The sequence below is a fragment of the Oceanobacillus caeni genome, from assembly GCF_019037185.1.
GTDB lineage: Bacteria > Bacillota > Bacilli > Bacillales > Amphibacillaceae > Oceanobacillus > Oceanobacillus caeni.
In genome coordinates, this window is sequence record NZ_JAHHXM010000018.1 from 25,435 (window position 1) to 44,903 (window position 19,469).

At 36.3% G+C, this 19,469-nt stretch carries 16 protein-coding genes; 14 read left to right on the plus strand and 2 right to left on the minus strand.

The window, feature by feature from the left end:
- Positions 1–111 precede the first annotated feature (111 nt).
- Positions 112–1,470: an Nramp family divalent metal transporter gene (locus KM885_RS10935; protein ID WP_186301041.1), complete on the minus strand. Its 1,359-nt coding sequence runs from the start codon at positions 1,468–1,470 to the stop codon at positions 112–114.
- A gap of 332 nt (positions 1,471–1,802) precedes the next feature.
- Between KM885_RS10935 and KM885_RS10940 the strand changes: the two genes are divergently transcribed.
- The gene (locus KM885_RS10940) at positions 1,803–2,069 is read left to right on the plus strand and encodes a type II toxin-antitoxin system Phd/YefM family antitoxin (RefSeq protein WP_047185952.1); all 267 of its coding nucleotides are present in this window, start codon (positions 1,803–1,805) and stop codon (positions 2,067–2,069) included.
- A 90-nt stretch (positions 2,070–2,159) separates the two neighbouring features.
- On the opposite strand, the gene KM885_RS10945 is transcribed toward KM885_RS10940, so the two are convergent.
- A complete protein-coding gene (locus KM885_RS10945; protein ID WP_216883956.1) occupies positions 2,160–3,158 on the minus strand; it encodes an LLM class flavin-dependent oxidoreductase in 999 nt (332 codons plus the stop codon).
- Positions 3,159–3,685: 527 nt separating this feature from the next.
- Here KM885_RS10945 and KM885_RS10950 point away from each other — a divergent pair.
- The 13 genes from KM885_RS10950 (at position 3,686) to KM885_RS11005 (ending at position 18,980) form a co-directional block, all read left to right on the plus strand.
- On the plus strand, positions 3,686–6,256 hold the full coding sequence (locus KM885_RS10950) for a LamG-like jellyroll fold domain-containing protein (RefSeq protein WP_216883957.1): 2,571 nt from the start codon (positions 3,686–3,688) through the stop codon (positions 6,254–6,256).
- Positions 6,257–6,586: 330 nt separating this feature from the next.
- Positions 6,587–7,933, plus strand: coding sequence for an ABC transporter substrate-binding protein (locus tag KM885_RS10955; RefSeq protein WP_216883958.1), 1,347 nt, complete (start codon positions 6,587–6,589; stop codon positions 7,931–7,933).
- Between the two features lie 415 nt (positions 7,934–8,348).
- Positions 8,349–9,326 (plus strand): carbohydrate ABC transporter permease, encoded by a 978-nt coding sequence (locus tag KM885_RS10960; protein WP_216883959.1) that lies wholly within the window; start codon positions 8,349–8,351, stop codon positions 9,324–9,326.
- Positions 9,326–10,168 carry a carbohydrate ABC transporter permease gene (locus KM885_RS10965; RefSeq protein WP_216883976.1) on the plus strand — a complete coding sequence of 281 codons (843 nt, stop codon included), beginning with the start codon at positions 9,326–9,328 and terminating at the stop codon, positions 10,166–10,168. Before KM885_RS10960 ends, KM885_RS10965 begins: the two co-directional genes overlap by 1 nt.
- Positions 10,169–10,192: 24 nt before the next feature.
- Positions 10,193–10,828 carry a YesL family protein gene (locus KM885_RS10970; RefSeq protein WP_244986989.1) on the plus strand — a complete coding sequence of 212 codons (636 nt, stop codon included), beginning with the start codon at positions 10,193–10,195 and terminating at the stop codon, positions 10,826–10,828.
- 400 nt (positions 10,829–11,228) lie between these two features.
- Positions 11,229–11,429 (plus strand): hypothetical protein, encoded by a 201-nt coding sequence (locus tag KM885_RS10975; RefSeq protein ID WP_216883960.1) that lies wholly within the window; start codon positions 11,229–11,231, stop codon positions 11,427–11,429.
- Between the two features lie 40 nt (positions 11,430–11,469).
- A complete protein-coding gene (arfA, locus tag KM885_RS10980; RefSeq protein WP_244986990.1) occupies positions 11,470–12,996 on the plus strand; it encodes an arabinosylfuranosidase ArfA in 1,527 nt (508 codons plus the stop codon).
- Positions 12,997–13,007: 11 nt separating this feature from the next.
- A complete protein-coding gene (locus KM885_RS10985) occupies positions 13,008–14,486 on the plus strand; it encodes an alpha-N-arabinofuranosidase (protein WP_244986991.1) in 1,479 nt (492 codons plus the stop codon).
- 116 nt (positions 14,487–14,602) lie between these two features.
- Positions 14,603–14,812 carry a hypothetical protein gene (locus KM885_RS10990; protein ID WP_216883961.1) on the plus strand — a complete coding sequence of 70 codons (210 nt, stop codon included), beginning with the start codon at positions 14,603–14,605 and terminating at the stop codon, positions 14,810–14,812.
- Positions 14,813–14,963: 151 nt separating this feature from the next.
- Positions 14,964–16,076 carry a GntR family transcriptional regulator gene (locus KM885_RS10995; protein WP_216883962.1) on the plus strand — a complete coding sequence of 371 codons (1,113 nt, stop codon included), beginning with the start codon at positions 14,964–14,966 and terminating at the stop codon, positions 16,074–16,076.
- Positions 16,077–16,103: 27 nt separating this feature from the next.
- A complete protein-coding gene (locus tag KM885_RS11000) occupies positions 16,104–17,267 on the plus strand; it encodes a family 43 glycosylhydrolase (RefSeq protein WP_216883963.1) in 1,164 nt (387 codons plus the stop codon).
- 6 nt (positions 17,268–17,273) lie between these two features.
- Positions 17,274–17,522, plus strand: coding sequence for a DUF6171 family protein (locus tag KM885_RS17915; RefSeq protein ID WP_244986992.1), 249 nt, complete (start codon positions 17,274–17,276; stop codon positions 17,520–17,522).
- Between the two features lie 408 nt (positions 17,523–17,930).
- The gene (locus KM885_RS11005) at positions 17,931–18,980 is read left to right on the plus strand and encodes an aldose epimerase family protein (protein ID WP_216883964.1); all 1,050 of its coding nucleotides are present in this window, start codon (positions 17,931–17,933) and stop codon (positions 18,978–18,980) included.
- Positions 18,981–19,469 lie beyond the last annotated feature (489 nt).

The following is a 19,469-nucleotide window of genomic DNA, read 5'->3' on the forward strand; positions in this document are numbered from 1 at the left end:
TATCCCATCTCACGCTTCTGGAGAACAAAGAAGGTAGGTCGTAAAGGTCCGATAAGTGCAACTAACCATCAGAGGGGGATGAGGGAACCCCCCCACTGATGGAAATTTTCTTTATCCTAAATCATGTCCTGTCACGATAATATAACCCACAAGAAAAATGTTTAATACGATAATGACACCTGTGATGATCCAAGCTAGAACCTTTACCCAGTTACTGTTGGCGAAAATCCCCATTTTTTCCTTGCTGTTTGTAAAGAGAACAAGGGGTACAATGGCGAATGGCAGCTGCAGGCTTAGAATAACCTGACTCCATAACAGAAGGTCAGCTGTCCCGCGAGAACCGGCAATCCATGTCACGATAAATGCTGGAATAACAGCAATCAATCGAGTGATGATCCGACGAAGCCACGGTGAGATGCGCAGATGAATAAAGCCTTCCATTACAATTTGCCCGGATAGCGTTCCAGTAATGGTAGAGTTTTGACCCGAAGCAAGCAGGGCAACTGCGAACAGTGTACTTGCTATTCCTACGCCAATCGTTGGGCTTAAGAGTTTGTAGGCCTCTTCAATTTCGGAGACTTGACTACCTAAGCCGTGAAATGCAGAAGCACCGAGAATTAGGATTGCTGAATTGATTAAAAATGCTACAGTTAAGGAAAAAGTAGAATCCATAACTGAAAATTTTATTGCCTCTTTCTTGCCATTATCGTCCCGCTTGTATTGGCGAGTTTGTACAATGGAAGAATGAAGGTATAGATTATGTGGCATAACCGTTGCTCCAAGTATACCTAATGCAATAAAGAGCATTCCCGGATTTGTCACAATTTCCTTGCTAGGGATATAGCCTTCCAGGAGATCGGCAATAACTGGTTTGGACGCAATCACTTCAAATACAAAGACACCGAAAATGGTTACCATTAGGACGATGACAATGGATTCGATTATCCGGAACCCCTTTTTTTGCAGAAGTAAAAGTAAGAGTACATCTAGCGTTGTAATGAGAATCCCGACCGTCAAAGGAATGCCAAACAGCAAATTTAATGCGATAGCTGAACCGATTACTTCCGCTAGATCTGTTGCAATAATAGCAAGTTCCGTTAAGATCCATAGCACAAAGGCTGTCTTTTTCCCTGTCGCGTCCCTTGTTGCTTGGGCGAGGTCACGACCTGTCACGATTCCCAGTTTAGCTGATAAAGTTTGTAGCAGAATGGCCATTAAATTTGCAATCAAAATGACGGACAATAGAGTATATCCAAACCGTGCACCGCCGGCAATCGATGTGGCCCAGTTTCCGGGGTCAACATACCCAACGGCAACAAGGGAACCTGGTCCCGCGAATGCAAAAAATTTACGCCAAAATCCAGCATTTGCTGGAATCTTTACGCTATTATTTACTTCCTCCAGACTAATATTTGAACTTTGTTTTAACCAACCGCCTTTTTTCTCTTGCTGTTGTTTATCCTTGCGCATATTTATCCCTTCTAAGAAAAGTTCTAGTATGTTAATTAGGTTTGTTTAAGGCAAAAGTACTATAAAATTAAAAGTTATAAATTATATATACCCTTTAATTTACCCATTAAATCCCGCATTAGTCACAACATCATTTTTATTACGAAATACTTTTTTTCGGTCATCATTCAAAAAAACGTTTGATTTAGGATGGAATATTGAAAGAGTAAGGACAACGGTAACGTATGATAATAACCTTATCGTAAAAATATGTATGGGTAGATCATATATTGTTAACTGTACATAAAGATGCTATAATTTAGGCACAAAAATGAACCGAGGAGATGCTTTTTTTGCCTGAAATTCGCCCGATAAAGGAATTAAGAAATACAACTGAAATATCTGAACTGTGTCATCAAATCAAGGAACCAGTTTTCATTACGAAGAATGGGTATGGTGATTTAGTGATTATGAGTATGGAAACTTATGAAGACTCGTTAGGAAAGCTAGAATTATATCAAAAGTTAGCTGAGGGAGAAGCACAAATTGAAAACGGGGAAAATCTTCTAAATGGTGAAGCAGTATTTAAGAACTTGAAGAAAAAACATGGTGGAGAATAAGAGAAAAAGCCAAGCACGATCAACATGTTTGGCTCTTTAACAGTTGTATTGATTAGATTTTGACAAGGAGGAACTGTTTCTGTCCTTTTGTTAAAGTTCAAACTCCTTAGCCAACAACCGCACCACATTCTTCCTATTTTTAATTCCAGAAACATTCGGTATCACCATAATTTCATCGGCATCATAAGCTTCAGCAATTTTTATCATTTCTTCTTTTGCGTGTTTGGCTGTTCCAACGATCATTCGCTTTCGGTTTCCTTTTACTTTTTGTGCTTCAATAGAGCTAAAGCCACGTTTCTTTGCTGTTTGAACAGATGGGTAATAAGGTGGTTGGTTATCTGATTCAATAAAATGTAACCATAGATCAAATGCTTTTGCTAGATCCTCCGCTTCCTTCTCTGTTTCCCCAACTACTGCAAAGACCGCAACAATTGTCTTTGGTTGTTTTAGAAAAGTGGAAGCTTGAAAGTGATCACGGTAGCTCTTTGCAACTTGGGTTCCTTTTATTCCAGGCTTTGTGAAGTGTGCAAACACATATCCTAAGCCTAGTTTCGCAGCAACTTCCGCACCTTTTTCACCAGTTCCGAGCATCCACATTTCAGGTTTTGTAGGAACTTTTGGAGTGGCAATCAAGGATTGAAAACGGTGTTCGTCTTCTATATTATCGGTAAAATATTTTTTCAAATCCATTACTTGTTGTTCATAGGATGTTTTCTTAGTCTTCCCTTCATTCAATGCTTGGTTTACGATGCGAAAACTTGGTGATCTACCAATTCCAAGGTCCATTCGATTGGGATGAAGAGCTTCCATCATTCGAAAGTTTTCCGCGACTTTGTAACTACTGTAATGTGGAAGCATGACACCACCTGATCCAATGCGTATGTCATTCGTTGAGGATGCCAAGTGCATCATCAACATTTCCGGACTGCTATTCGCTACAGAATCTACAAAGTGATGCTCGGATACCCAAAATCGTTTGTATCCTAGTGTTTCTGCATATTTTGCAAGTTCTGTCGTTTCCCATAATGCATCATGTGCGTTGTTGCCTTCATCAATTGGTGAATAATCCAATATGCTTAATGAAATCATGGTTGCGTAGCTCCTTTATTCATCGCTTTGTTCTATGATAACGCATGGAAAGAGGGGAGACAATGAAAAAGAACCATGGTGACAGTCTCTTTGTCCTAGTTAATGTAATGATTGGTTTAGTGAAATAGATAAGCTATTTATCCTAACTATTAATGGATGGGTAGCTTTTTTATTGGCATCTAGTAATACTGAATCTGGCATTGGATGCTGACTTTATGACAGATACCAGTTCCAATAGCCCTATTAGATACTGGTAAAATCAATTTTACCTACTTCGATGAATTAATCAAAAATTAAAAAAACATTGAATTATCATATGAAATGTTGTACGTTTATGTGGTAAGTGATTGCGCTTTCTGCACTAGGTTGTTCAATAACTGATTGTAAGCTCGATTTGGTAAAGAAGGGGGGCTAAAGTATTTAAGGCTATTCCAGTACTTTTAGCTTTATATAATCTATAAATTACCTAGTAGAGAATAACCTTATAACATGTACTTACTAATATCTATTTAATCAGGGAGGAGTATATGATGAAAAAATACACGGGGAAAGTTACCGTTATTATTCTAGCGTTGGTTCTAACTACTTTAGCTTTGCCTTTCCCTTTATTGGCAAATGAAAAGGAAGCAGGTGACAATCAGCAAAAACAAGATATAACGAAAGAAGGGGAACGTCCTGATTTTAAAGAGGTTTCCGTTCATGACCCTTCGATTATAAAAGAAGGTAATATGTATTATGTATTTGGTACTCACATCGAGGCTGCGAAATCATCGGATTTAATCCAGTGGGATAGTTTTGCTAACGGATATACAACTCCAAATAACACTTTATACGGGGATTTGTCCGAAAACTTATCGGAATCTTTTAAATGGGCTGGTGAAGATGATTCTGATAGTAAAGGTGGATTTGCAGTTTGGGCACCGGAAGCAATCTGGAATGAAAGTTATGTAAATGAGGATGGCTCAAAAGGTGCTTATATGATTTATTATAGTGCATCTTCCACATATATTCGTTCGGCAATAGGGTTTGCTGTTTCTAAAAATATTGAAGGTCCATATGAATATGTGGATACCATTATTTATTCAGGTTTCACCAAAGAAGATGCAAAAGATGGAAATAGTCATATCAATAAACAATGGAAAAACACGCATATTGATGAGTTAATAGAGGATGGAAAAGTAGAGGAACTCAATCCGAATTGGTTTAGGGACGATAAAGTAGGTTCTTATAACAATACGATGTACCCAAATGCTATCGATGCTGCGTTATTCTATGATGAGAATGGCAGGTTATGGATGACATATGGTTCTTGGTCTGGTGGTATTTTTCTATTGGAGATGGATCAAGAGACAGGACAGCCAATTTATCCTGGAGAAGACGGAGAGACTCCTGATGGTCGCATGATAGATAGATACTTTGGAACGAAGATTTCTGGAGGGTATGGTAAATCAGGAGAAGGTCCTTATATCGTCTATAATGAGGAAAACAATTATTACTATTTGTACGTAACATATGGATGGTTAGGTGCCGATGGTGAATATAATATGAGAGTATTCCGATCGGAGAATCCAGATGGCCCATATTTGGATGCAGATGGACAAAATGCTATTCTTCCAGGAGATGTAGACCATTCTCCATACGGTAATAAGCTAATGGGGCATTTTTTATTTGAAAGAAAAGTTGGGGATCCAGGTTCAGGTGTTGGTTATGGATATATCTCACCAGGACATAATTCTGTTTATTTCGAAGAAGAAACAGGGAAACATTTCTTAGTATTTCATTCTCGATTCCCAGAGAGAGGGGATTCGCATGAGCTTCGAATTCATCAAATGTTTTTCAATGAGGATGGATGGCCTGTCGTAGCCCCATATCGCTATGGAGGAGAGACATTAGAAAAGGTGGATCGCAAAGACTTGGTGGGAGATTATCAGTATATTAATCATGACTTAGATATAACTAATGACATACACAAAGATGTCCATATTACGCTCAACAAAAATAATAAAATCACCGGAGCGGTTAATGGTAAATGGAAAAAGACGGGCCATAACCAGGCAGAGCTAAATGTAGATGGTGAAATATATAAAGGTGTATTTGTCCGTCAATATGATCCTGTTTCTGAACATTACGTCATGACTTTCACGGCATCGTCGGAAAATGGAAAGAGCATTTGGGGAAGTAAACGTGAAGAAGGAAAGTCAGATGAAGATATTGTTAAGGATGTCGAAGGGGATTTGAGTTTAGGAGATACAAATAACGTTTACACGGATTTAATCCTCCCAACAGATGGGGCGAGGGGTACTACAATTTCTTGGAACTCTTCTCACCCAGAGGTTATTTCTGAAAAGGGGGAAGTAACCCGTCCTGAGTCCGGAAAACCTAGTGTAGAGGTAACATTGACAGCCACTATCGTTAAAAATAACGTTATAACAGAGAAGAAATTCACTGTTACAGTACTACCAAAAAGTGAAAAACAGTTAGTTGCTAAGTATTCATTTGAAGATAATTTAGTAGACAATACAGGGAATTTTTCTGAAGGGAAGATTACTGGTAATCGTATAGATAATACTGGTGGTGAGATTTCCTTTAAGAATGGAATAAAAGGAAAAGCGGCTGTTTTTAATGGGCAATCAGGAGTGAAGCTTCCAGATAATTTAATTTCCGAATCGAGTTATTCTGTATCTTTTTGGTTAAATCCAAAGAAACTAACGGGCCATACTACTAGTTTCTTTGGTGCAAAGGATTCTAATAACTGGGTTAGTTTGATACCAGGTGGTTTTCCTGGTGATAATCAGGTTGTTGTTTGGTCTGGTGGGTCTGTTTTTAAAGATGCGAAAAGCGAGGTAAAACTTCAAACAGATAAATGGTCTCATATCGCATTTACAGTAGATGAAGGAGATATTGTAGTTTATATAAATGGAGAAGAAGTTGTGAAACAGTCTGGGTTTAACGATGTATTCACCTCAGGTAATAGTCAGTTTAGCCTGGGCGTAAACTGGTGGGATGCGCCTTATCAAGGATTAATGGACGAATTAGAAGTCTATCATGGTGTACTCTCTGATGAAGATGTAAAAGAGTTAGCAAAAACAACAAAATAGTAAATTAAAAGACTAGGTTACCTATTTACCCGGTAACTTAGTCTTGGAAAATACAAATGTACGTATAAGATTGAAATAACCTTGATTAACTTATTGACCAATTTATCTTAGGGTGATACTATGGAACTATCAAATAAATACCTTTGGTTTTCGGAACTATCGCTTCTGCCTTCACTTACTATTTTTAACTTTATTATGTATGCGTTTCCAAAGGAGCCTGGGTGTTTAGAACGTTATTCTATGGGGGTGAATTTGTCAATAAATAGTTCAAATCTGTAATTTGTTTGGAAGTGCTTTAATAAATGACAAGTATTAATAGGAGGTTATACGATGAAAAAGGTGTTTGTACTATTCCTTTTTGCTCTTATGTCCATGATGTTAATGGCATGTGGTGGTAAAGGGAGTGGCTCTGAAGAAGTAGCTGCAGATGAATCGAAAGTAGTTGGTGATGACATAGAAGGTGCAACGGAATTAACATATTGGACTTTTGTAGGACAGCACATCGATTTATTTGAAGAAGCAGCAATTCATTGGAACGAAGAAAATCCTGATAGACCTATTAAATTAGTTGCGGAAGCATTTCCGTTTGACCAAATGCATAATAATCTTTTACTTTCTCTGCAATCTGGAAAAGGAGCACCTGATATAGCAGACATTGAGCTTGGTAGATTTGCAAATTACTTACAAGGTGAACCGCAGTTAGAGCCTATGAATGAATATGTGGAGCCACTATTGGATCAAGTTATTCCAGCTCGCTTTAAAATTTATGCAAAAGATGGTAATTACTATGGTATTCCCACTCATGTAGGCGCGACAGTGATGTACTATAATACAGAAATTATGGATGAAGCAGGAGTTGATATTGATTCTATTAAAACATGGGATGATTTTATAGAGGCTGGAAAGCAAGTGGTTGAGAATACGGACTCCGTCATGTGGAATGTTGGTACGACAGATTGGTTAATGGATTATTGGCCTATGATTTCGCAGCAAGGTACGGACATGTTTAATGAAAATGGCGAATTAATCGTTGACAGTCAAAAGCATATTGATACGCTGCAATTTTTACATGACCTTATTTATAAGCATAAAATTGCTGAGCTAACCCCGGGTGGTATGAACCAATCGGAAGAATTTTACGGATACATGAGTGATGGTGGTGCAGCTACTATTCTTGCACCAATTTGGTATATGGGTAGATTTATTGATAGTATGCCGGAACTTGAAGGAAAAATCGCTATTCGTCCATTACCAGCTTGGGAAGAAGGCGGAGACCGCTCTGCAGGAATGGGCGGTACGGGTACAGTTGTTACGAACCAATCTGAGGATGCCGAACTTGCTAAAGAATTCCTAGCTTATGCGAAACTATCTGAAGAGGGTAGTATTAATTTATGGAAAGTACTTGGGTTTGATCCACCGCGCTGGGATGTGTGGGAAAGTGATGCGGTAAGGGAAGATAATAAATATTCCCAGTATTTTGGAGATGGAATCTTTGATGTTCTATTAGATGTGAAAGATGAAATTAATGAACTACATCTAACAGAATACACTCCAGATATCGTAACAGAGTATAATACGAATATTGCGGAAAGTGTATTACGTCAACAAACACAGACACCAGAAGAAGCACTAAAACAGGCAGCAGAAACAGTTCGTTCGTCAATGCAAAATAATTAAAAATGGAAGCAGGGACTCCTGCTTCCATTTTTAATTATAGAATATATTAATTATTTTCTAAAAATATATTGAAAAAATAGGGCAATAAAGTTATACTTTAAATACTAATAACTTATACGTATATTTATATTGACCTCTAGATAGATTTGATAATATATTCGTACATCAATCACTGATATAACGAGTCTATATTTATTTAATCTGTAATTTGTAAACGTATACAGATGATAGGATGGTTTTATCATTAATCTGTTGAAAGGGTGGGGTATATGGGAAGTAATTATAGATAAACAGTTGATAGAAAACTAGATTAATTTATTAAAGAATATGGAATAAATGATTTAATGAATAAAGTCTACAAAATGGGCTTATAACTTGTACGTCCAATATGATAAATTGTTGAGGAGGAAGCAATATGGAATCTTTGTCAAAGAGTCCCAATCTAACTTCAAAACCATCTAAAAGTCCAAAATCGCCAAAAAATAATTCGAACAAACAACCGAATTCGTTTTTTAGATTTATTAATTCGAAAAAAGTAGTCCCTTATTTATTTGTATTACCTTTTATTATCTCTTTCTTAATTTTAACGCTATATCCCGCAGTACAAGGTATTATTATGAGTTTTCAAAAGGTGTTACCGGGGCAAGTTACGTTTATAGGATTGGCCAACTATGAAAGATTAGCTAATCCTATATTTTATAAAGCATTACTAAATACAACGTTATATGTAATATTTACTGTCTTGATTTTGACTGTTATTCCTATGTTGTTAGCTATTTTCCTAGATTCGAAGTTTGTTAAATTTAAAACGTTTTTCCGTGCTTCTTTATTTCTACCGGCATTAACTTCTACCATTGTAGGAGGGATGATTTTTCGATTAATGTTCGGTGAGCAGGATACAGCAGTAGCTAACCAAATCATAAGCCTATTTGGTCTAGATGCTATAAACTGGAGATTTACGAGCTGGGCTGCCATATTCTTAATGGTTATTCTTGCATCATGGAGATGGATTGGGGTAAATATTTTGTATTTCCTTGCGGCATTACAAAATGTCCCAGAAGAATTGTATGAAGCTGCCGATATTGATGGGGCTTCAAAATGGCAGAAGTTAAGATATATAACAATACCACAATTAAAGCCAATAATCATATTTGTTAGTACGATTACCATCATTAATGGATTTAGAATGTTTGAAGAAAGCTTTGTCTTCTGGGAAGCTGGTTCACCGGGTAATATTGGTTTATCTGTAGTAGGGTACATTTATCAGGAAGGTATCCGTCAAAATGATATGGGTTATGGTTCTGCTATAGGTGTTATTTTAATGTTGATTATCGCTGTGATAAGTCTTATTTATTTAATTGCAACTGGAACCTTTAAAAGAGGTGAAAATTGATGAATATTAAAAGTAAAAATAAAATTTTGACATGGATTGCTACCATAAGTTTTGGAGTTATTTCACTTATTGCTTTATTTCCCATTATAAGTTTGGTGATTTCGTCATTCCGGCCATCATCAGAGTTAATGAGACAAGGAATTAGTTTTAGTATTAACTTCAGTCAATTAAGTCTAGATAATTATTTATATATTTTCAACCAAGCCCCGGAGTATTGGGCTTGGTACGGTAACAGTTTAGTAATTTCGGCAATAACAATTGTATTATCCTTATTTTTCTCATCAATGGTCGGGTATGCTTTAGCTGTTTACGATTTTAAAGGGAAAAACTTCTTCTTCCTTTTAGTATTACTTATTTTAATGGTACCGTTTGAAATCTTGATGTTGCCACTCTATCAATTAATGATTAATACGCAATTAGTGGATACGTACTTTGCTGTTGTTCTTCCAATGGTGGTTGCTCCTGTTGCCGTCTTCTTCTTTAGACAATACGCTCTGGGATTACCAACCCAATTGATGGATGCAGCTAGGATAGACGGTAGCACAGAATATGGAATCTTTTTCAAAATTATGCTTCCCCTTATGGGACCTTCTCTTGCGGCAATGGCGATTTTACAAGGGTTGGGTAGTTGGAACAATTTCCTATGGCCATTACTTGTACTTAGGTCGAATGATATGTTCACACTACCAATAGGATTAGCAACACTACTTACACCGTATGGAAATAACTATGATGTATTAATTGCTGGGTCAGTTTTAACCATTATTCCAATTATTATATTGTTTATTTTCTTCCAACGTTACTTCATTGCAGGATTAACAACTGGAGGAGTTAAAGGTTAAAGGTTACAAACATAGAAATAAAAGATGAATGAAGGTGAATGGGATATGTATGCCAATGGGTTTGTATCTACATTAGATCGTATTGCTACTTGGATCACTAGGATGGCTTTATTAAATCTGTTATGGGTTTTATACTCTTTACTAGGATTGTTGATTGCTGGGGTTTTTCCAGCGACTATTGCAACGCTTGGAGTGGTCAGGAAGTGGATGATGGGCGAACAAGACATCAAGATTTGGAAAACATTTAGAAAAATATATAAACAAGAATTTACATCAGGTAATGGATTAGGGTGGGTACTTACTGGAATCGGTGGAGTCCTATACCTTAATTATAAAGCAATCCAGGCGTTCGGAGGACAGCTTTCTTTTATTGTTCCATTCGCCTTCTATCTGCTCCTGTTCTTATATACGATCATCATTATATGGTCATTCCCGTTGAAGGCACATTACCATGCAGGAGTATTTCAACATATAAAAAATGCATTAGTTATAGGTATAACGAAGATTCGTATTTCCATAGCAACTATTATTACCCTTTTCGCAGTTGTTTATCTATCATTAGAAATTCCAACGTTGATTCTATTTTTTATCTTTAGTTTGTCAGCGCTCATTTGGTTTTGGTTCTCCTTTCGTATATTTATAACTCTAGATAGGAAATAAAATTTTACTAACATGAAAATTAGGAGAGGCTCTATGATTGAATGTCCTCTCCATTTCCTTATTACCATTGATATATCCACTTTAGATATAGACAATTGTACTAATTTGACGCAATTCACCTATTCTTTCCACTGTTAGCCCATAATTTATTATAGTTTTTTAAAGGGCCCTTGATTGTACGTACATTTTTGAATATAATGTCCCTATATAGTATAAATATACGTATGAGGGGGTTTAGAAAAAGGAGATGATTGCTGTTGGTGAAAAAATTGAAACAGAAGCGGATTTAGTACTTCCTAAATTTAAATTAGTAACATTCTCGTAGATAAATGTAAGTGGTTTCAATAAAGGAGAGGGATTAGTAGCTATTAAACCAAGCGGTGAATTTAATTTTGGCTAGATGGTAGTACATTCTATTAATTTACAAACAGATCAACTGTTCAGTTTTGTTGATATGGAAAAAATTGAATGTGTTGTCATTCATAGAGAAACGGTAAGGCAGTTCCATAATGAAATAATTGGATTAAGGCAGCTTGAAGTAGATAAAACGATTTGGGTTGAATTTGCTAAAAAATATCAGGCATTAAGGGTTAGTAGATAAGTAGCTTTCTTCAAATACCTAATGAAAAAGGGGTTTTATTATGGCAAAGGAAATATCATATGCAAAGGTTGTAGTTGATAAAAATTATGTGATTTCTGAAATAGATAAACGAATCTATGGATCTTTCATTGAGCATTTAGGAAGGGCAGTTTATGGAGGAATTTATGAGCCAGGGCATCCAACGGCAGATGAAAATGGCTTTAGGAAAGATGTCCTTGAATTAGTAAAAGAGCTTCAAGTCCCTATTGTTCGTTATCCTGGTGGGAACATGGTATCAGCATATAATTGGGAAGATGGAGTTGGACCAAGGGAAAATCGCCCAAGAAGATTGGAGTTAGCTTGGCGTGTAATTGAGACAAATGAAATGGGAACAAATGAATTTATGAATTGGTCGAAATTGGCTAATACCGAAGTAATGATGGCCATTAACTTAGGTACTAGAGGTATTGATGCAGCTCGTAACTTTATTGAATATTGCAATCATCCAGGTGGTACCTATTGGAGTGACTTAAGAAGAGAGCATGGATATGAAGAACCTCATTGTATAAAAACTTGGTGTCTAGGAAATGAAATGGATGGCCCATGGCAAGTTGGTCACAAAACTGCAGATGAATATGGACGACTAGCTGCTGAAACTGCAAAAGCATTAAGATTAGTTGACCCTAATATTGAACTGGTAAGTTGTGGAAGTTCTAATTCGGATATGCCAACCTTTCCAGAGTGGGAGGCAACAACATTAGACCACACGTATGAGCATGTAGATTATATTTCATTACATCAATATTATGGCAATCGTGATAATGATACCGCTAACTATTTAGCAAAATCACTAGATATGGATGATTTTATCAAAACAGTAATTTCAACATGTGATTATATTAAAGCGAAAAAACGTAGTAAGAAAACGATACATTTAAGTTTTGATGAATGGAATGTATGGTTCCATTCGAATGAGCAAGATAAGCAGATTGATCCATGGACTGTTGCACCCCCTCAATTAGAAGATATTTATACGTTTGAAGATGCATTGTTGGTTGGTAGTATGTTAAATACGATGCTAAAGCACTCCGACCGTGTGAAGATTGCTTGTATGGCACAACTTGTCAATGTGATTGCACCAATTATGACGGAAAATGGTGGTGGTGCATGGAAGCAAACCATCTTTTACCCATATTACTATTCATCTGTTTATGGAAGGGGAGTCGCTTTAAACCCAATCGTTACCTCTCCTAAATACGATAGTAAGGATTTTACGGATGTTCCTTATTTAGATACATCTGTTGTTTATAATGAAGAAAAAGAGGAACTTGTCATCTTTGCTGTTAATCGTCACTTGGAAAATGAATTACATGTTGATGTAGATATACGCTCATTTGAAGGTTTTGAAGTGGTGGAACATGTTGTTCTAGAAAATGAGGATGCAAAAGCTAAAAACACATTAGGGAAAGAACAAGTGAAGCCTCACTCTAATGGACAATCTTATAAAGAGGCAGGAAAAGTAATTGGTATTTTACCGAAATTCTCTTGGAACATGATTCGCTTACAAAAAAAGATAATTAATTCATAAGAGGTGTCATAATGGGGAATAGAATAACAATTAATACCGATATCGTTGAAGGTAAAATAAATAAAAATATCTATGGTCATTTTGCGGAACATTTAGGTAGAGGAATTTACGAAGGTTTATGGGTTGGCGAAGACTCCTCGATTCCAAATACAAATGGAATTAGAAATGATGTTTTGGAAGCCCTTAAAAAATTAGATATTCCTGTTTTACGTTGGCCAGGCGGATGCTTTGCTGATGAATACCACTGGAAAGATGGGGTAGGTCCGCGGTCAAATCGTAAACGTATGGTGAATACGCACTGGGGAGGAGTTGTTGAAAACAATCACTTTGGTACACATGAATTTATGATGCTCTGTGACATGTTAGGTGCTGAACCCTATATTAATGGAAATGTCGGTAGTGGTACCGTTCAAGAAATGTCAGAGTGGGTTGAATACATGACCTTTGACGGTGAATCACCAATGGCGAACTGGAGACGTGAGAATGGCAAAGAGGATCCTTGGAAATTGAAATACTTTGGTGTCGGTAATGAAAACTGGGGATGTGGTGGTAACATGCGTCCAGAATATTATGCAGATCTATACCGTCGTTATCAAACATATGTAAGAAACTATGCGGATAATCAAATTTATCGTATCGCAGGTGGTGCGAATGTGGATGATTATCACTGGACAGAAGTATTAATGCGGGAAGCCCATCATGTAATGGACGGTTTAAGCTTACATTATTATGTACATCCAGGTGGTTTTTGGAATAAAGGTCAAGCAGTATACTTCAAAGAAGAAGAATGGGATATTGCCATGCAAAAAACGCTGTATATGGATGAACTCATTACCAAACATAGTACGATCATGGATAAATATGATCCGGAAAAGCGGATTGGTATGATTATTGACGAATGGGGTGCATGGTATGATGTCGAACCAGGTACAAACCCAGGATTTTTATATCAACAAAACACAATTAGAGATGCTGTTATTGCAGGGGTACATTTTAATATATTCCATCAGCATAATGACCGTGTGCAAATGGCAAATATTGCTCAAATGGTTAATGTTATTCAAGCGGTTATTTTAACGGAACAAGATAAAATGATTTTAACCCCAACTTATCATGTGTTTGAAATGTATAAAGTTCACCAAGATGCAGAGAAAATAGGTTTAAACATAGAAGCAGATACGATTCAAGAGAATGGTCAAAGTTATCCGCATATAAGTGCTTCTGCTTCTAGGAAAGATGATACCGTGCATATTAGTTTATGTAATTTAGATAAAGAACAGTCAGCATCATTAAACGTTGATTTACGTGGAATGGAAGTTAGTAAAGTAAATGGTCGTATATTAACTGCAAAGGAAATGAATGCTATTAATACGTTTGAAGATCCTGAAAATGTCAGCCCAATGGAATTTACAGGATATAAACAGGTGGGTAACCATTTAAATATAGTACTTCCATCTAAATCTGTTGTAATATTGTCTATTAAACCATAATTATACTTAAATGAATGGGGGGTATCCCCCTATACATCATTAAGAAGAACCTATAGAAAATTGGGACGATTTCAGGTAACAAAGTGTTTGTTTAGCTTTAGTTGTGAATATAGGATATGCGCATATCCAAATACACTGCTTTTGACGATAAATTTGAGGAAGAATTATTAGATGGTGTTGTAACGGTAGAAGGAGATGCCACAAGAACAGATCCTAATTCATGGGCAGGTAGTTTATACAAATCTACCAATGATAATAAGATCCCAGTAAAGGTAAAAGCAGTCCCTTATTATGCTAGTGTAGTTGTAAACCTTGGGAAATGCTAGTCTGGATAAATGAAGATTAAGTATAAATATACCTTCTGTTTTTATTAAATTAATTATTTATAAAAAGAAGCTCTAATGTAATCTGTAACAGAAACTGTTATAATATACCTCATACGGACAAGTTTGAAATATATAGAAACAGAGGTGTACCATGAAAACGAAACACAGTATAGTAAGGGAATATATTCAATCTAAAATACTAGATGGAACTTATGAACCGCACCAAAAGATTAGCTCAGAAAGTGAACTGATGGAACGCTTTAGTGTAAGTCGTCATACCGTTCGTCTTGCCATTGGGGATCTCGTAAATCAAGGTTGGTTGTATCGTAAGCAAGGAGCGGGTACATATTGTGCGGAAAGAAATGAAACGGGATCGAATGATTATAACCGGAAGAATATCGCCATCATTACAACGAATATTTCAAATTATATTTTCCCTTCCATCATACAGGGAGCAGAATCACTTTTAAGTAAAAATGATTATCAGGTTAGTTTATATAGTACGGATAACGATCATGAAAATGAAAAGAAAATATTGGAGAAAATCCTAACCTATAATGTGGACGGTGTCATTATAGAACCAACACAGAGTGCGATTTCAAATCCTAATATAAATTACTATCTGAATCTAGAAAAGTCCAATATCCCTTATATTATGATTAATGCTTATTATGATGAATTGGAACCATTGAGTATTACGATAGATGATGAAAAAGGCGGATTTATCCAGACAGAGCATCTTATTGAACAAGGGCATGAGAATATTCTAGGTTTCTTTAAAACGGATGATTTACAGGGTACTAGGAGAATGAAAGGCTATTTAAAGGCTCATCGTAGCCATCATGTACAAATTAGACCTAGTAATATCATCACATACCACACGCAAGAAATAATGACTAAACCACAGGAAGAATTGGAAAAAATATTGGAACTTCCAAACGAAGAATGGCCAACTGCTATTGTTTGTTATAATGATGAACTTGCTATGTTATTGTTGGACGTATTACGTAAGAAAAACATCAAAGTACCGGAAGATATATCCTTAATAGGTTATGATAACTCTTTATTATCCAGAGTATCCGAGGTGAAATTAACTACGATTAAACATCCGCAAAGTGAGATGGGCGAAGCGGCTGCAAAAATGATATTAAACTTGATTAATCGGAAACAAGGTCTTAACAAGGAAGAAGTGGAAGAATCCATCGTATATGAACCAGAACTTATAAAAAGGAATTCAACAAAAGATATAAGAGAGTTAGTTTGAAAAATATAGATATGGGAGAGGTTATCTATGACTATAAAAGTGTTGGATAGTGTTCAAGTTACGACCGGTCTTGGTTTAAAACCCGAATTGCCAAACAGGGTTGCCTTTGAAATGGAAGAAGGGGTAAAGGTAGATGTCGATGTCGTTTGGGAGTGCTTTCAAGAAGATAAATATGAAGAACCCGGGACTTTTCAGGTAAAAGGGAAAATTAAAGTAAAAGAATATCCCAACCCTCTGGTAGAACAAAGAGCGGATCCTTATATTTATAAACATACAGATGGTTATTATTATTTTACAGGATCTTACCCTGAATATGACCGAATTGTTCTTAGAAGATCCAAATCGATAGAAGGTCTAAAAGATGCCAAGGAGATTGTTATTTGGAAAAAACATGAAGAAGGAATTATGTCCGAACATATTTGGGCACCAGAAATTCATTATATTGATGGAAATTGGTATGTCCATTTTGCTGCAGGGGATCATGATGATGCTTGGGCTATACGTCCTTATGTATTAGAAAACAAATCTAAGGATCCCTTTGAAGGGGAATGGCTGGAAAAAGGTCAGGTTAATACTGACTTCCAAAGTTTCTCATTAGATGCTACAACATTTGAACATAGGGGAAAAAGATACTTAGTTTGGGCGCAAAAGGTGGATAATGATACCATTTCTAATTTGTATATTGCTGAAATGGAAAATCCTTGGACCATTAAATCCAAACAAGTTGTTCTTTCCACTCCTAATCTACCTTGGGAACAAGAAGGATTTTATGTGAATGAGGGTGCTTCCTTCATTAAACGAAATGGTAAAGTGTTTATTGCTTATTCGGCTAGTGCAACGGACTACCGTTATGCAATGGGAATATTGACAGCGGATGAAAATAGTAATCTATTGGATCCGAAAGCGTGGACGAAATCAAAAGAACCAGTCTTTGTAACATGCGAGGAAACGAAGGAATATGGACCAGGTCATAATAGTTTTACAGTTGCGGAAGATGGAGTTACTGATTTACTAGTCTATCATGCTCGTCCATACAAGGAGATTGTAGGTAACTCTTTATATGATCATAATCGTCACGCACGTGTGCAACAATTATTTTGGGATCAACACGGGAATCCATACTTTGGTTATCCAGGTATGACGAAAGATCTAAAAGAAAAAAAGATTGTTGCTACGGTTACTGTGAAATAAGCGGCAATGAGGTGTAAAGGTTGTTTGCAATCTATCATCGTATCAGATGAGTATATCCAACAGCTAATTAAGGAGCAATTACAATTGGAAACCGATTTGGTTGATGACCAAACATATAATGAAAGACTTCAAACATGTAAAAACTGTCCATCTCTTCTTTATGGGAATACTTGTAGTCATTGCGGATGCTTTGTTCAATTTAGAGCGAAGTTGTCTTATAAAACTTGCCCTTATCCCGAGGGATCAAAATGGTGAGTGGTAATTAACAAATCTTAGCCGGTAGGATGTTTATCTTATCGGCTCCCTTTTTATATAAAATGGAGGGATTGTAAGTAAATCTCAAATGGATTATTCCAATTAGCAAAAGTACTAGGAGCCGAAGATGTCCCATTACCCAAAATAGAAGTTAGAAGAAAATGCTACACAGGTCTGTTTTTCCTTATTTAAGAGAATAATTTTAAGCAGCGATCCTAATTCAATTAATGGTGGAACTGCGTCGGAGTCGGGCATTCTTATAGTTGTAAGATTAGCTTTTAACAAAATAAGTTGGGGGTCATGGGATAGGTCTTGTATCCTTGGGAAGATGGAGATTGGAAAACAGGATGTGACATGTCTATGTACATATACAATAGCTTTTATTATTTAAGGAAAAGAGGAGAAAACATGCAAGTAAAACAAGAAAGGTTTGGAGAAGTTGATGGTAACACTGTATATTCTTTTACAATCAAAAACGAGCGCGGCGTAGAACTAACCTGCATTAATTACGGCTGCATTATAACTGAAATGATAGTACCGGACTTGCAGGGGAATTTTGAAAATGTTTTCCTTGGGTACGATACGCTAGAGGAATATTTAAATGATACAACATACTTGGGGGCTATTATTGGTCGCGTTGGCGGGCGAATAAAAGGTGCGCAGTTTAAATTGGATGGACAATCCCACACACTTGCAAAAAATGAAGGAAACAATCACCTCCACGGAGGGATAAAAGGATTCAATCGTGTTATTTGGGATGCCGAAGTGTTTGAACAAGAAAATGAAGCTGGTGTTCAATTTAAGTATTTAAGCCCAGATGGTGAGGAAGGGTATTCAGGGAATGTGGCAATAAAGGTTACCTATTCACTGAATAATGAAAATGAGTTAGTCATTACTTATAACGCTGTTTCAGATAAAAAAACGCCTATCGCGTTGACAAACCATTCTTATTTTAATTTAAGCGGTAACCTTAAACGGGATATTTTAAATCACACACTAAAACTAAAGAGTGATAGATTCTTAGAACTGGATCAAGAGTTTATCCCAACCGGTGCAATGTTAGATGTAAGAAATACCCCGTTTGATTTTACCGAAGAGAGAACCATTAAATCAGGAACAGTTTCCAATCATCCGCAAAACGTTCTGGTAGGGAAAGGCTATGACCATCCATTTCTTTTAAGCAATAATCATGATGAAGAAATAGTACTGAAGGATCCTGAGAGCGGACGAACATTAATTGTAGAAACAGACGAGGTTGGAGTTGTTGTCTATTCTGGTAATTTAATAGGTGATAAAGGTTATATTCGAGATATTCCAGCGAGGAAGCATCTGGGAATTTGTTTGGAAACACAAGGTCTTCCTGATGCAATTCATCACCCCGCATTTCCTTCAATAATTATTGATAAGGACCAAAAATATAGCTCAGCAACGAGATACAAATTTGGAGTAGAGCGATAGTTTTTTTAGTAGCGAGTAAAAGAGCCGGAGGGACAGGATCCATAGCATCAAGCTAACAAAAAATAGGGAAAATCATCTTTAAGTTTTGTTAGCTTTTTTCCCTCTATTACTCGTTTAGAATATTTTTTGAAAACCAAATAAGCATTCACGAATAATGGAAAATGTAATCCAAAATATAGGTTGTGATTACATCAATTGCAGTATTGTTCGCATTTCAATGGGTTTATTTTGTGTACTTATATGTACATGTTTTGCCGTAGCCTCAGTTCAATTAAAAATTTTATGTTATAACCGTAAAAATAATTAAAAGTTATACACCTTCCTACATTACACCTGTCTTATTAAGAATTTATATTTGGCCTCCACTTTGAATTGTTTGTTTATATATAGGGAGAAAAGAAAGAATGGTTACCATGAACTTATAAGTATTGAGACATCTTAAGTTGACAGATGTACGTACAATACTTACACTAGAATTGTAATTGTAAA